This is a genomic window from Flavihumibacter petaseus NBRC 106054 (assembly GCF_000974785.1).
Taxonomy (GTDB): Bacteria; Bacteroidota; Bacteroidia; order Chitinophagales; family Chitinophagaceae; genus Flavihumibacter; species Flavihumibacter petaseus.
On the sequence record NZ_BBWV01000003.1, the window covers coordinates 716,547 to 732,041 of the forward strand.

Sequence of the window (15,495 nt, forward strand, 5' to 3'; positions counted from 1 at the left end):
CACTTTTTTTTTCGTCACTAGCCCTTCTGGTCGATAAGGTTGTCTTATATATCGAATTATACCAGAAAGGGTACTTTAATATTTAAGACCGTGATGAAAATTATCTTTTTCTTTTTGTCTGTGGTTCCGGCTTTGGCGCTGTGCCAGGAACAACAATGTACCATCGATCTCCGCCGGGTGAATGAACCAGCAAAACCGGCGGTGATCAACATGACAGGTAAAGACCCTTCGGGACAGACCTTATCGGTGAACAGCAGCTATTTTGAACGGGATGGCAAACCCTGGATGCCCCTGATGGGAGAGTTGCATTATAACAGGGTGTTACCTGCTTTCTGGAACAGTGAGATCGCGAAGATGAAAAGCGGCGGCTTGTCAGTTGTGGCTACCTATGTTTTCTGGAACGAACATGAACAGCATCCTGGTACCTGGGACTGGCGGGGCAATCGTGATCTGCGGCAATTCCTGGAGACCTGTCAAAGTAATGGCATGTATGTCTGGTTAAGGATAGGTCCCTGGAGCCATGGCGAGCAATTGCATGGAGGATTTCCGGAGTGGATTGAACAAATGAAAGGGAAGAGGACCAATGATCCCGCCTACCTGGAAGCAGCATCAAAACTATTTAAGCAGATCGGTAGTGTTACTGCGGGAATGTATTTTAAGGATGGCGGCCCGGTAATCGGAATACAACTGGAAAATGAATATGCTTCCGGAAAGCAGGGACATATTTCAACGTTAAAAAAAATGGCTCAGGCCGCTGGTATTGAACCCGTGTATTGGTCGGTAACGGCCAATACTGTATTCGATGATGAGGCTATGGAAGTAATTCCGCTACAGGGTGCCTATCCCTACAGGGGCTGGGAGGCTGGTGGCGGGAAAGCAACCAAAGATTTCCTGTATGGCAATGACCAGTGGATCATGGACGACGCACTCGGCAAAGTGTTCTATGATGTACACAAATTTCCGAAAGGCATGTGTGAGCAGGGATGCGGCAGCCAGATGACCTTTGCCAACCGTTTCGTGGTTGACCCGCATATCGTCGAGGCCCACTTGCAGAATCAGGTTGGCAGGGGGATGAACCTGGTTGGTTATTATATGTTCCATGGGGGAACACAAACGCCGGGATTGAAGGAGCCAGGCCTTCCGGAGAGTTATGATTTCCAGGCGCCCATCGGGGAATACAATGAATTGCGGCCTTCTTACCGGTATCTCAGGATACTGCACCAGTTCATCAATGACTTCGGCAGCGATCTTGCCCAAATGCAGGTGGTTGAACCGGAATATCCGGTAAAAGATCCATTGGATACCATACAACTGCGCTATTGCACCCGTGTAAAAGACAATTCGGGTTTTGTTTTTCTGAACAATGCCCAGGTACGGGTGGATATGCCGGATAAGAAGGTTCACCTTCAGGTTAAGCTTCCGGGCGAGACCATCGATTTTCCTTCATTTTGGTTGAAAGGAAAGACGAGTCCGGTGCTGCCATTCAACCTGTCAGTGAATGGCGTGCGGATCAAATATGTGACCGCGCAGTTGATGTGCAGAGTGGCCAATGGAAGTGATACGTTACTTTTTTTTCAACGATTGCCGGGCACGGAACCGATAGCTGCATTTGATGCCGCAACCCTGAAAAGCATTGATCAGCCGGCAAAATTCTTTAAGCAAAAAAATGGAGTGACCGCAATTTCTGTCGGCCAAAGAAAAAGTATTTCGGTGACAGCGGGCAATGGCAGTAGGGTGATCATGATATTCCTCAGCAGGCAGGAGGCGGAAAATGCTGTGAAAATACAGGCTGGTGAAAAAGAAGCGATGATCATTTCTACTGCGGATGTGAACTTCGATGATGGCCAGATCAGGTTGAGCCAGTTAGGCAAGCCATCTTTTCAGTTTACGATTTATCCTTCCGGCATTAAATATTTTTCTCCAACGGCAATAACCAGCAAGGGCACGATTTCGGATGTGGTTGTAATTAAAGGTGAGGCCGTTAAGTTGCCTGTACAATTGAAGGAATCACCCTCGGGAATGATGGAACTTATTGTGCCGGAAAATATTCCTGCAGCATTGGAGGATGTTAAGGTGAACATTGATTATCTCGGCGGGGCTGCTAAGCTATTAAATGATAAAGGTGTGGTAGTAGGTGACCACCTTTTTAACGGAACTACCTGGGTGGTGGGAATCAACAAGTTCTTGGGGAAAGGAAATTTGCGTATTGCAACAGAACCATGGAATGATAACATCACCGGAGTTGCTCCTGCTATCGTCCAACGCGTGAAGGCGGCAAAACCTGGTGTAGTGAAAGTAACGATTGTGCCTGAGTACAAGGTGCAGGTGGACATCATTCCTGATTCCCTTCCCGCAGCCGTTTCTGCCGCGTCATTTGGAGCAATTCCAAATGATGATTTCAACGACAGGTCAGGGCTTCAAAATGCAGTGGATTACTGCAGAAAAAACAGGATCAGGCGATTATTGATTCCGCCTGGAACTTACAAGATTTCAGATGGCCGCGCAATACAGTTGATGCAGGATGTCATGAGCCACAAAATGGGACGCAATTCCCAGGATATCATTTATACACCTTATTACGACTATGTCAGGGGCATCAGGTTTGATCGTATTAACGACCTGGAGGTAATCGCAGACGGCGCCGTGTTTATGGTTGAAGGCTGGATGGAGCCCGTATCCCTTGAGAATTGTAAAGGAGTAACCATCCGGGGACTGACCATTGACTATGCAACACCGCCTCACAGCGAAGGATTGGTGACAGGGGCAACAGAAATGTATTTTGATATCAGGTTTAACGATGCATTTTTTGTGAAAGACAGCCTGGTGATGAACCGGATCATGTTTTGGGATAAGACCAGGAACCGGCTGGCCGGAGAAACGATTTATTTTCCTGACAGCAGCCGAATGATTGGTACCGACCTGTTGCGGGTCTGGGCAAAGCACCCGCCTGGCATTACCGGGATGATGGCATTGGTAAATCACACCTTCCATTTCCGTCCGGCAGTACTTCTCCTCGAATCATCAGCAACTACACTAGACCGGGTAACCATCCATGCGCAGCCGGGAATGGGTATTGTCGGGCACCGTTGCACCGGCATCCTGTTGAATGGATTACGTATTGTACCACGCCCGGGAAAGTTCCAGTCCACCAACACGGACGCTACCCACTTTACTGCCTGTAAAGGGACGATACGGATGGATGGCTGTATGTTCGAAGGGCATGGTGACGATGCTACCAACGTGCATGGCTATTACCAGGTCGTCACCAAAAAACTGGACAGTAACCTGTACCGGATACAAATGGAAAAAGCCTGGGGAACGCATTCTATGACTTTAGATTATCCGGACACAGGTGATACCCTGGAACTGGTGTCGAAAAACAATCTCAAGACAACGGAAAAGTATATAGTGCGGCAGGTGGACACTTCCCGGGTGCAGTGGCACGCAGACATTCGACTTGACAGACCATTGCCGGACGACCATCAAAATTATTTTCTGATTGATGTGACGCGGTTACCCCGTCTAGAATTCGTCAATTCCACTGTCAACAGTCACCTCGCCCGGGCCGTACTGGTGAAAACAAGGAATGTTCTGATTGAAAATTGCACATTCCGTGAAAGCACCGGTACTGCCATCCATATAGGAGCCGAAGGTGACTGGCGGGAGGGACCGGGTTCTTCCAATATTATCATTCGAAATAACCGGATATTTCGATGTGGCACTGGTGATGGGACCAATGACCAGGCTACTGCAATAGCCATCAATGTGAAAGCATCGGATATTTCGGTGCCCGGAGTACACCAGCAGATTCGTATCGAGAACAACCTGATAGAAGGCGAACAGTCGCAGTATGGCATTTCAGTTTCAGGAGCAAAGAATGTCATGATCTGTAACAATACATTCTATGGATGCATTCATCCCTTGCAGGTAAAATATTCCTCCGGGGTTACATTTCTTAACAATAAAGAAGGCGGGACACTTTCCAAAATAATTCCGGACAAAAAATATGACTAAAGCAAGGCTTGAAATTAATATAATGCGGTTGCTGGCACTGTTAATATTGATGCTGCCGGTATTTACCATGGCACAGGAAGTGGTCAGGGCAGATGCATTTGGGGTTCGATCCAACAGCTTCGAAAATGCAAGCGGCGCGATCAGGAAAGCAATTGATTTTTGCAGGGGTAAATCAAATGCGACACTGTTGTTGCCGGGAGGGAGAATAGATGTGTGGCCGGAAGGATCCGTTCGGAAAGAGCTCTATATCTCGAATGCTACCGAGAACGATACTTTATCGAAGGAGAAGAATATTGCCTTTGACCTGGCGGATATGCATGACCTGACCATCGATGGGAACAACACCCTCGTGGTGCTGCATGGTAAGATGGTATCCTTTGTACTGACGGGTTGCCGGAATGTGCAGCTTAAGAATATCCGTTTCGATTATGAACGGCCTACGATGTCGGAAATGACGCTGGTAAAGGTTTCACCCAACGCAATTGAGGCAGCAATCCATCCTGATACCTGGTTTTACATCGATGAAAGCCAGCGCATCAACTGGTACGGCGAGGGATGGAAAAGCAGGTCCTATCATACTATCCTGCTGGATACCGGTAGCGGCAGGATGCACTACAGCAGCTTTCAGCCGTTCGCAGGAAGCCGCGCGGTGAGGAGTGGCCCCCTCGCAGTACGGTTTGAGGGTGATTTTTCCCGCGGAAATTTTGCAGCCGGAAATGTGCTGACGACCCGCGATCCATACAGAGACAATGTTGGCGCATTTATCAACAGGTGCGCTAATGTCCGCCTGGAGGGTATCACCATGAATTATATGCATGGATTAGGGATTGTCTCGCAATTTTCAGAAGATATTTCGTTGGTGAAAGTGCGTGTGGCGCCACCTGAAGGATCTGGTCGTGTAATCAGCGCTTTCGCGGATTGTTTTCATTTTTCCGGATGCAGGGGACGTATCCTGCTGGACAGTTGCCTCACCTCCGGCTCACACGATGACCCGGTTAATGTACATGGCACCCATCTGAAGATCATTTCAATTAGCAAGGGTAACGAGGTGACTGTTCGGTTCATGCATCATCAGACCTATGGCTTCGAAGCATATTTTGCGGGGGATAGTATTGCGCTGACAGATCCGGCGACCCTACTGGCTAAAGGCTTTGCTGTGGTGAAAACCGCTAAACTGGTCAATCGCCGCGAAATGGTTTTGACGCTGGATAAAGACCTCGCCGGAATGATGGTTGGCGATTGCCTGGAAAATCTCACGTGGACACCGGAACTGACTGTAAGGAATTCCCGTTTCGAAAAAACAAATACCCGCGGCCTGCTGGTTACCACCCGTAGAAAGGTAGTGATAGAAAATAATGTCTTTTACCGGACAGGAATGCATGCCATCCTTATTGCTGATGATGCCAGCAGCTGGTATGAATCGGGACCGGTGCAGGATGTAATCATCCGCAACAACCTTTTTGAAGGATGTGGTTATAATTCTGATCCGCAGCACACAGTTATCGCCATTTCCCCTGAAAATCATAAGCTGGTAGCAGACCGGTTTGTTCACCGCAATATCACCATAACGGGCAACCGGTTCAATTTGGTTGATGTCAGTGTCATCACCGCCAGGAGTGTTGACGGGTTGCAATTCACCGGTAATATTATTTCCGGAGATGGGAACACGACAGGAAAGCCATCGTTCAGCCTGACGGCCTGTAAAAAAGTTGAAATCATTGGCAATGATTTCAGGGTAGGGTGGCGCCCGGAAATTCAGCTCGAAAATATGAAGGCGGATCAGTTGAAAGCTGATCTGCAGGTGGTGAAGAAGTAAAGTTTAGCTGTTTAATAGTTTGTAAGTTTAGTTGTTGGGCTCCGGGTCGCAGGTATTATAAGCTGGTGCCTGCTGTCCGCAGATTACTTGCACTGACGAACGCAACTGCTAAACTTATAAACAATTAAACTCTTAAACAAAAAAGCCGTCTGCTCATGCAGACGGCTTGTAATATACTTTCGCATCAGATTATCCAAACAGGCCACCTTTTTTCAGTTCACGTGTTCCTTCGCCGATCTTGAATCCATTGTGATAGATCTCGATCTTGTAGTTGCCTTTCTGGAATTTATCACCTTGTTTCAGGGCAAATTCAACAGCGGTTTTCTTGGCAGTTTCGATTTTTACAGGAACTTTCGCAGTGAAAGGCTTTTCACCTTCTTCGCGGGTAGTAAAGGTTCCGGAACCAAGTGCTTCCTGGGCTACAGGTTTGCCATCAGGGCCGGTTACCACAACGTACACGTCAGCAGTTCCTGCAGGAGCGATACGGTTGTCAACATCAAAAGAAACAACCAGTTTGTCAACACGCTTGGCAGAGGTAGTTACTTTCTCTTTGCCACCGTTCTTTTCGTTGATGGGTGTTACTGCAATGTTGTAAGCATTCAGGGTTGAAGCAATGTCAACTGTTTTTTCCAGTTCCTGCTTTGCAGAAGTGGTAGTCGCCAGGTCTGAAGTCAGCTGGGTGGTCTTACCTTTTTCTGCAGTGAGGTCGGTATTCAGTTGCGTGTTTTCGGTAGTAAGGCGGGCAACTTCCTGCTCCAGGCCGGCAACTTTATCATTCAGGGTAGTGATAAGTTCTTTGGCGCGTTTCAGTTCAGCTGCAGTAGCATTCTTTTTGTTGAGGATGCTGCGGATCTCACCTTTCAGTTTGGTGATCTCGCTGTTTTTTTCAGTGAGTTTACCTTCCAGCGCGTTGTTGCTGCCGGTTACAGAATCCAGGCGGGCGAGAGATGCATCAAAGTTGCGCTGCAATTCTGTTTTCTCGTCAGTTACCTGTGCGATGGTAGCTTCTTTCTGCTGAATGGTCTGTTCGTTCTTATTGTTGTTCCACAATAAGTAACCCCAGGTACCCAGGAGGCCGGCTGCCAGAAGGGCGATGATAAGGCCTTTATAATCCTTTTTAGGTTCCTGAGAGGGGGTTGCTGAAGGATAATTTGTCGTACTCATTGATATTTGTTTTTGGAATTTTAGAAATGGTTAATGTCGGGTTGTAAAAGGTTTTAGTGATTGTGTTCATCTAGGCCTTTTCTAAAACCGTGCCAGAAATTTATATTCCACATCCAGTCAGCATTCCGGTAAAGCTGAAAATCAGGCCCACACTAATTTCTGACTTTTTTCCCATCTTTCAATTATTATTGCATCCCCAAGTAATGCACATGTCTGTAGAATCAATTTTGGACGACTGGAAGAAAAAAAAATTCAAACCGGTATACTGGTTGGAAGGGGAGGAGGAATACTATATTGATAAATTGACCCGTGAGGCGGAACAGCATTTGCTGACTGAGGCCGAAGCCGGCTTTAACCTCACCGTTTTTTATGGGCGGGAAGCAAACTGGACTGATGTGGTGAATGCCTGCATGCGCTATCCCATGTTTTCGGAAAGGCAGGTGGTGGTATTGAAAGAAGCGCAGCAGATGAAAGACCTGGACAAGCTGGAAGGCTATATTGCCAAACCGCTGTCGTCTACCGTGCTGGTAGTGGCCCATAAAGAGAAGAAAGTTGACGGCCGCAGCAAGCTTGCCAAAATCCTGAAAGATAAAACTGAACTGCTCCAGACCAAAAAGATGTATGACAACCAGCTGCCGGGCTGGACGGAAAAACTGGTAGAATCCAAAGGATACCAGATCCAGCCGAAGGCGCTTGCCCTGCTGGTAGATCATATCGGGAATGACCTTAGCCGGATCGACAATGAGATCGATAAGCTGCTGGTGAACCTGGGCAACCGGAAAGGCATAACCGAAGATGACATTGAGCAGTTTGTTGGTGTCAGTAAGGAATTTAATGTTTTTGAGCTGCAGGATGCCCTCGCTAAAAAAGACTATCCTAAGGCTATCAGGATCATCCGCTATTTTGAAGGAAACCCGAAGGCCGGCCCGATCCAGATGGTGCTGCCGGCACTATACAATTTCTTCAGCAAGGTTTTCCAGGTGTTTGGTGTTCCGGCAAGGGATGAAAAATCAGTTGCTGCTGCACTCGGCGTTTCGCCATTCTTTGTAAAAGACTATTTGGCGGCAGCGACGCGGTATGATTATGAGGGCGTGGAAAAGGTGCTGTTGTTGCTGCATCAGTACAACCTGAAATCGGTGGGAGTGGATTCCGCACCGGCAACGGATGCACAGCTGATGCGGGAGATGGTGGGGAAGATGATGTAATACAGGAGGGTTTGAGGTTTGAAGTTTGAGGTTTGAAGTTTGGCATTGCCTGCCGACATAGTCAGCCGTAGCGATAGCGAAGGCTGAAGCTTTTAGGACAAGACAGTCAGCGATTTTTCCCTTGCTTTAAAGTTGCCTTAACCTTGCTTTAAAGTTGCTTCTTCCCTATGAGAACCTTGCTTCTGAAGCAAGGTTAAAGCAAGGATTAAGTTACTATTAGACTAGTTTTAAGCTGATTTACAGGGAGTTGCAGTGTCAAAGGTGGCGGAGTGCCAGCCGGGCATTGTCGCGGTCGTGCGCGAGTTGCGCCTGGAGTGCGGGGAGACCGTCGAATTTTTGTTCCGCGCGCAGCCACTGGTGGAAAGTGATCTGCAGGTATTCGCCGTAGATATCTTCATTAAAGTCCAGGATATTGACTTCAATGGTACGGTTCAACCCGTCGACCGTGGGCCTCACCCCTATATTCATCATTCCCTTAAGCTGTGTTTTCAGGCCGGTGCTGGGATCGATCCTTTCTACGGTAACGGCATAGACACCGTTGGCGGGGATTAGTTTTTCGTTGTCCGTCAGCTGGAGATTGGCGGTGGGGAATCCGATCGTTCTTCCCAGCTGGTTGCCTTTCACCACAATCCCTTCAAAAAAATAGGGATGGCCCAGGAGGGACGTCGCCAGCCGGATATCCCCTTCCAGGAGGGCGGTCCGGATCCGGGTGGAACTGATGGTGGCAGTCTCCAGCAGTTTGGCCGGGATCTCAACCAGTGAAAAAAGGCCGGAGGCGGCGTATTGCTCCAGCAACTGGAAGTCGCCACCGCGATTTCTGCCAAACCGGTGATCATAACCGATGATCAGGGTATGGGGGGTAAAACGTTTTACAAGGAAGGTTTCGACATAATCCTCGGGAGCCTGGGAAGCAAAGTCCTGGGTAAAAGGCACTACCACCAGGTGATCGATGCCAGCCTCACGGAGCAGGCTGATTTTTTCCGGCAGGCTGGTAAGCAGCTGAACCGATTGTGCTTCTTTACCCACGATCCGGCGGGGGTGAGGGTGGAAGGTGATGATTACCGTTTCCCCGTTCACGGCTTCGGCAACTGCTTTCAGCTGGCCGATGATTGACCGGTGACCAAGGTGCACACCGTCGAAAGTTCCAATGGTTACGATCGCGTTCCGGAAGGCCGGCAACTCCTGTATATTACGGTGAACCTGCATGCAGCGAGGGGGCAAAATTAGGAGAATAGGGGAATAAGTACTTAATTTTGCGCCATGAGTTTGTATTCCCAAAGGGGTGTCAGCGCACAAAAAGAGGAAGTTCATAAAGCAACCGAAAAACTCGATCAGGGACTCTACCCGAACGCATTCTGCAAAATCTATCCGGATTTCCTTGGCGGTGACAGCAACTGGGTGAACCTCATGCACGCCGATGGTGCAGGCACCAAAAGTATTCTCGCATATTTATATTGGAAGGAGACCGGCGATATTTCTGTCTGGAAAGGCATCGCCCAGGACGCTATCGTGATGAACATCGACGACCTGCTTTGTGTTGGAATCCATGATAACCTGCTGTTCAGCTCCACCATCGACCGCAACAAACGGCTGATCCCGGGGGAGGTACTCGAAGCGATTATTTCCGGTACGCAGGAGTTTTTTGATGAAATGAAGGGATACGGGGTCAATATTCATTACCTGGGCGGCGAAACTGCCGATGTAGGTGATGTGGTACGCACCATCGCGGTGAACGGAACGATGACCGCCCGCTGGCCGAAAAAGGATCTTGTGACGAATGACCGGATCCAGGATGGGGACGTGATTGTTGGTTTTGCCAGTGCCGGAAAAGCCCTGTATGAGCAATCCTATAACAGTGGCCTTGGCAGCAACGGGCTCACCAGTGCACGGCACGATGCATTAGATAAATATTATGCGGCGGCCTTCCCCGAATCTTTTGATACAGGCCTGGATAATGCCGTGGTGTATATCGGACCGCACCGGATGACTGATACTGTGGAAGTGTCAGGTTTCGGTGAAATTCCGGTCGGAAAATTACTATTGTCACCCACCCGGACCTACGCCCCTTTGCTGAAGTTATTGCTGAAAGACTTTTTCCCGGAGGTTCATGGGCTGGTACATGCCAGTGGCGGAGGACAGACCAAGTGCCTGAAATACCTGCCGCAACCATTCAGAATCGTGAAAGACAACCTTTTCGAACCTCCTGTTGTTTTTGATATACTGAAAGCCGCTTCAGGTTCCGACTGGCGCGAAATGTACCAGGTATTCAATATGGGGCAGCGGCTGGAATTATTCACTTCGGCTTCCGCAGCACCGGCAATGATCGCAGCAGCAACGGAACTGGGCATAGCGGCACAGGTTATCGGGCGGGTGGAAAAAGATGTTAAAAAAAATCTAATACTCACCGCAGCCGACAGCAGTTTGGTGACGTATTGAGTCAAGGAAAAGGGTGACCCGGGATGATCCGGAAGGGATGGGGAAATAATCGGGGAAGGTTGATAATAATGGGGAAGAATTTGGCAAGAATTTAGAAGTAATTGTATTGTATAACGGAACGCAAATATTTATCAACAAGGCTGTATCGCATTCGGGTTAATATTTATCTGTAAAAAGCAGATAATTATCCACAGGCTCTATGATTTCTCTAACCTTGTGATTATTTTTGCAGACAGTTCAAGACGATTTTCGCCTAACCTTAACCTACCTATCTGCAACCCCCGGCGAACCGTAAGCGTCATTCGAGCATAATTTATAATATTAATAGACAGGCATGAGGCAGCTTAAAATTGCTACACAGATTACCAACCGTGACTCCCAGGCGGTTGAAAAGTATCTCCAGGAAATTTCCAAAATCTCCATGATCACGCCGGAAGAGGAAACAACTCTGGCGCAGCGGATCAAAATGGGTGACCAGCGGGCGCTGGACAAACTGGTACAGGCGAACCTTCGTTTCGTCGTGTCTGTGGCTAAGCAATATCAGCACCAGGGTCTTTCCCTCAGTGACCTGATCAATGAAGGTAACCTGGGTCTGATCAAAGCTGCACAGCGTTTTGATGAGACCAAGGGTTTTAAATTTATCTCTTACGCTGTATGGTGGATCCGTCAGTCGATTCTTCAGGCTTTGGCAGAACAGGGTCGTCTCGTAAGGTTACCACAGAACAAGATTGGTACTTATAACAAGGCCAATAAAGCCTATATGGCTTTTGAACAGGAACATGAAAGGGAGCCTTCAACGGAAGAGCTTGCCGAGATCCTGGAAATGAGTGAAACCGAGATCAATAATATTTTCCAGAGCAACACCCGTCATACTTCCCTGGACGCACCGGTTCACGAAGCAGAAGATGTTGCCATGGGCGACCTGCTGGAAGGTTCAGATGACACGGACGAAGATGTTATGCAGGATTCTTTGCGTAATGAGATTCGCCGTGTGCTGAAATCACTCAGTCCCCGTGAGGCAGAAATCGTGAATGCCTATTTCGGACTGGACGGTGAAAATGGCGTTACGATCGAACAGATCGGCCAGAAATACGATCTTACCAAAGAGCGTATCCGCCAGATCAAGGAAAGGGCGATCAAGCGCCTTCAGAAAGCCCGTTACAGCAATGCGCTGAAAGCATACCTGGGTTAATTACCCGGAAAATTGTTGAAAATCCTGCCCACGGCAGGATTTTCCTTTTATGGTATATTGCGAACATGTACAGGGGGCTTCCTATCTGTTTACTGGCGTTGCTGACTTTTTACGGATGTGAAAAGGCTGTCAGCTTTGACCTGGATGAGCAACCACCCAAACTGGTGGTAGACGGCAGCATTGAGTCGACCAAACCGCCGATGGTGGTTCTTTCGAGAAGCCTTGATTATTTCAGTGAGATCACCCCGGAAATATTGGAAAGCTCATTTGTTCATGGTGCGGATATCACCGTATCCAATGGAACCCTGACGCACCGGTTAAAGGAATATGCCGTTGAGGCACCGGAAGCTACTGTTTATTATTATGGGATAGATTCCAGCGATCTTGCGACTGCTTTCCTGGGGGAATTTGGAAAGACCTACCAGTTGCAGATATCGGTTGAAGACCAGCGTTATGCCGCCACAACTGTGATCCCGGACCTGACCAAAAGGATTGATTCGCTGGGATGGATGCCAAGTCCGAACAATCCTGACACCAACAAGGTTGTATTACTGGCAGCTGTGACTGATCCCCCGGGATTCGGGAACTATATCCGGTATTTTACCTCCGTTAATCATGAAGCATATCTGCCTGGATTGAATTCAGTATATGATGATCAGATTGTCGATGGTCAGTCTTACACGATTGAGGTAGAGAAAGGGGTGAACCGGAATGAGGAGATAGATTTTGAGGACTATAGCTTTTTTGACCGTGGTGACACCGTAATTGTCAAGTTTGCCAATATAGACAAAGCCACTTATGATTTCTGGCGAACGATGGAATACAATTATCAAAGTATCGGCAGTCCCTTTTCTTCCCCCACGAAGGTGCTGGGGAACGTTTCCAACGGGGCGCTTGGTTATTTTGGCGGTTATGCCGTTCAGTATAAGAGTATCATTATTCCCAAATAACTATTTTTGCCGACTCAAATTTTAGAATACATGGATCAAACTCCGTCCGAACACGTTCATTGCCTGATCATCGGATCAGGACCCGCCGGATATACTGCTGCAATTTATGCTGCCCGTGCCGCCCTGAAACCTGTATTATACCAGGGTATCCAGCCCGGTGGACAGCTTACCATTACCACAGAAGTGGAAAACTATCCCGGTTATGCCGATGGCGTTCAGGGCCCGGAAATGATGGTCCATTTTGAAAAACAGGCGGTACGAATGGGTGCCGATATCCGTTTCGGACTGGCGACTAAGGTAGATTTTTCCCGGAGACCTTTCAAGGTAGAGATCGATGAGGAAAAGGTGCTTACAGCAGATGCCGTAATCATCGCCACAGGTGCTTCTGCCAAATGGCTGGGACTGGAAAGCGAACAGCGCCTCAATGGTTTTGGGGTCAGCGCCTGTGCTGTGTGTGACGGGTTCTTTTTCCGCGGTAAGGAAGTTGCCATCGTTGGCGCCGGCGACACAGCCTGTGAAGAGGCGGTTTATCTTTCCAAATTAGCTTCAACCGTGCATATGATCGTTCGTAAGGGCGAAGACGGAATGAAGGCATCCAAAGTGATGCAGGACCGGGTAAAAGCTACACCGAATATCAAGGTTTACTGGCATTCCGAAACGATTGAGGTGATCGGTGATCAGAAGGTAACCGCTGCGGTTGTGCGTAACAATCAGACGGGCGAAAAAACTGAAATTCCCCTGAGCGGATTCTTTGTTGCCATCGGACATCAGCCTAATTCTGCCATTTTTGACAGCTGGCTGACCATGGATGAATCCGGCTATATTCAAACCATTCCCGGCACATCAAAGACCAATATTGAAGGCGTGTTCGCAGCAGGTGATGTACAGGATAAAACCTATCGCCAGGCGGTAACTGCTGCCGGCAGTGGTTGTATGGCTGCCCTTGATGCTGAAAGATTTCTTTCCGGACTCGGACATTAATTATTGATATGCTACTGACTGTTCATTTACATAAACTGGTATTTCATGCAGCGCATGGCCTGTATGAAGGAGAAGACAAAGTGGGTAATGATTTCGAAGTGAATGTCGATATCGAATACACGGTAAAGAAGGATAAGGTGCACGATATCCGCAACCTCATCAGTTATGAGGACGTGCTGCAGATCGTGCGGCAGCGCATGAATATACCGACGCCACTGCTGGAGGAACTGGCTTTTAGCATCATTCAGAAGATCAGGCACCGGTATGCATCCGTTCGCGTTGTCAGGTTGTCGATTTACAAACTGAATGCGCCGCTGGCTAATTTCCAGGGTAAGGTGGGCATTACGCTGCAACAGGAATTCGACAGGTGATCAGATTACCTTTCCTTTCCAGCGGCCGCTCCTGATATAGAAGAAAGACAGCAGGAAAAGGATGATCCAGTAAAGCCATTCCGACATCCATGCAATGCTGATCGGCAGTTTGTATACCCGCAGCACCAGGTATACATAGATCGTATACGCGATGATGGCCACGAGTTCAATGCGCAGGTTGACTTTGGAATGACCGGTACCGGTGACCGCATTCAGCCATACCGTAGCAAAAGACATCATCACCATCGCGAGGGAGACCACCCGCATAACGGGAATGGCCATGCTGACAAAGGATTCTCCCTGTCCGTAAATCTGCAGGATAGATCCCGGAAAAATATTGAGCAGGGTTATCAGTACCAGTGAGAAATACAGGCTGAGTTTTACGATTCTCCGGATCAGCGGCTCTACTTCCTCATCTTTTCCCTGGCCGATAATATTGCTCACCATGGTATTGCTGGTGGCGGCAAATGCCCAGGTGAACACCCCAAAAAAACCAAGGATATTCCGCATGGTATTGCTGATGGCAAGGTCCCTGGAGCCATAGTGTTCTATCAGTATATAAAAGAATTCCCAGCTGAGGATGCTGATGCCATACTGCAGGATAAGCGGCGAAGACTGCACCAGCAGCAACCTGGCTTCCGGCCAGTCGGGCCGCAGGTCTTTGTATAAAGCGAGCTGTTTACTGATGCCTTTCCATTCGATGACAGCAAAAACTACCAGCATACCGATGGCTTCAGCGATTACAGAAGCAACTGCGGCGCCATTGAAGCCCAGCCTGGGCAATCCAAGGCGGCCATAGATCAGGCTATAGTCCAGTGTTATGTTTGCGATGGTTTCAGCAGCTGTGCCCCAAATCAGCAACCTGCTTTGGTTCGTGCCAACGAGCAGGGCATTGCGCATCTGGTAGACATAGAGAAAGGGCAGCCCGAAAATCCGGATCCTGAGAAACGACAGGCAGGTGCTCCTGAGTTCCGGATCCTGCAGGGAGTAATTGAGTACCAGCGGGGCGAGGAGCCAGGTACAGATGATGCCAAGGGCGGCGATGGCCATGGCAATATAGACGCCCTGGGCGAACAGTTTACCGATAGCTTCCGGCCTTTGCTGGCCTGCGCGGCGGGCAATCATGGCCTGCAGACCGTTGTTGAGACCGAAGCCGATAACTCCGAAGATCAGGTAGTATACACCGGTGATGCCGGCAGCAGCAAGTGGCTTCTCACCAAGCCCCCCCAGGAAAATATTGTTGGTGATGAAATTGATTTGTGGTACGAAAATGGAGAAGCTGATCGGCAGGGCAATCGCCAGAATCTGGCGGTTGGTAGCCGTTACACGGAGGTCAGCAGTTGGAATTGCCTGGGACATAGAAGTC

At 48.7% G+C, this 15,495-nt stretch carries 11 protein-coding genes; 8 read left to right on the forward strand and 3 right to left on the reverse strand.

Annotation, left to right across the window (positions count from 1 at the left end):
• Positions 1 to 93: 93 nt before the first annotated feature.
• On the forward strand, positions 94 to 4,014 hold the full coding sequence (locus FPE01S_RS18395; protein WP_046370470.1) for a beta-galactosidase: 3,921 nt from the start codon (positions 94 to 96) through the stop codon (positions 4,012 to 4,014).
• Positions 4,007 to 5,830 (forward strand): right-handed parallel beta-helix repeat-containing protein, encoded by a 1,824-nt coding sequence (locus FPE01S_RS18400; protein ID WP_083990320.1) that lies wholly within the window; start codon positions 4,007 to 4,009, stop codon positions 5,828 to 5,830. The genes FPE01S_RS18395 and FPE01S_RS18400 overlap by 8 nt, the downstream gene beginning before the upstream one ends.
• A 189-nt stretch (positions 5,831 to 6,019) precedes the next feature.
• On the opposite strand, the gene FPE01S_RS18405 is transcribed toward FPE01S_RS18400, so the two are convergent.
• A complete protein-coding gene (locus FPE01S_RS18405; RefSeq protein WP_046370471.1) occupies positions 6,020 to 6,994 on the reverse strand; it encodes a DUF8428 domain-containing protein in 975 nt (324 codons plus the stop codon).
• Positions 6,995 to 7,203: 209 nt separating this feature from the next.
• Between FPE01S_RS18405 and holA the strand changes: the two genes are divergently transcribed.
• Complete coding sequence (gene holA / locus FPE01S_RS18410; protein WP_046370472.1) at positions 7,204 to 8,199, forward strand: DNA polymerase III subunit delta; 996 nt, start codon at positions 7,204 to 7,206, stop codon at positions 8,197 to 8,199.
• 255 nt (positions 8,200 to 8,454) lie between these two features.
• Here the strand turns inward: holA and FPE01S_RS18415 are convergent, their stop codons facing one another.
• Positions 8,455 to 9,405 carry a bifunctional riboflavin kinase/FAD synthetase gene (locus tag FPE01S_RS18415; protein ID WP_046370473.1) on the reverse strand — a complete coding sequence of 317 codons (951 nt, stop codon included), beginning with the start codon at positions 9,403 to 9,405 and terminating at the stop codon, positions 8,455 to 8,457.
• 54 nt (positions 9,406 to 9,459) lie between these two features.
• Between FPE01S_RS18415 and FPE01S_RS18420 the strand changes: the two genes are divergently transcribed.
• The 5 genes from FPE01S_RS18420 (at position 9,460) to FPE01S_RS18440 (ending at position 14,129) form a co-directional block, all read left to right on the forward strand.
• Positions 9,460 to 10,635 (forward strand): AIR synthase related protein, encoded by a 1,176-nt coding sequence (locus FPE01S_RS18420; RefSeq protein ID WP_046370474.1) that lies wholly within the window; start codon positions 9,460 to 9,462, stop codon positions 10,633 to 10,635.
• A 334-nt stretch (positions 10,636 to 10,969) separates the two neighbouring features.
• Positions 10,970 to 11,827, forward strand: coding sequence for a sigma-70 family RNA polymerase sigma factor (locus tag FPE01S_RS18425; RefSeq protein ID WP_039132713.1), 858 nt, complete (start codon positions 10,970 to 10,972; stop codon positions 11,825 to 11,827).
• Between the two features lie 65 nt (positions 11,828 to 11,892).
• Entirely contained in the window at positions 11,893 to 12,777 is an 885-nt protein-coding gene (locus FPE01S_RS18430; protein ID WP_046370475.1) for a DUF4249 domain-containing protein, read from the forward strand.
• Between the two features lie 30 nt (positions 12,778 to 12,807).
• Positions 12,808 to 13,758 carry a thioredoxin-disulfide reductase gene (gene trxB / locus FPE01S_RS18435; RefSeq protein ID WP_046370476.1) on the forward strand — a complete coding sequence of 317 codons (951 nt, stop codon included), beginning with the start codon at positions 12,808 to 12,810 and terminating at the stop codon, positions 13,756 to 13,758.
• A gap of 8 nt (positions 13,759 to 13,766) precedes the next feature.
• Entirely contained in the window at positions 13,767 to 14,129 is a 363-nt protein-coding gene (locus FPE01S_RS18440) for a dihydroneopterin aldolase (protein ID WP_046370477.1), read from the forward strand.
• On the opposite strand, the gene FPE01S_RS18445 is transcribed toward FPE01S_RS18440, so the two are convergent.
• The gene (locus FPE01S_RS18445) at positions 14,130 to 15,488 is read right to left on the reverse strand and encodes an MATE family efflux transporter (RefSeq protein WP_046370478.1); all 1,359 of its coding nucleotides are present in this window, start codon (positions 15,486 to 15,488) and stop codon (positions 14,130 to 14,132) included. It lies immediately after the preceding gene.
• Between the last annotated feature and the right edge of the window lie 7 nt (positions 15,489 to 15,495).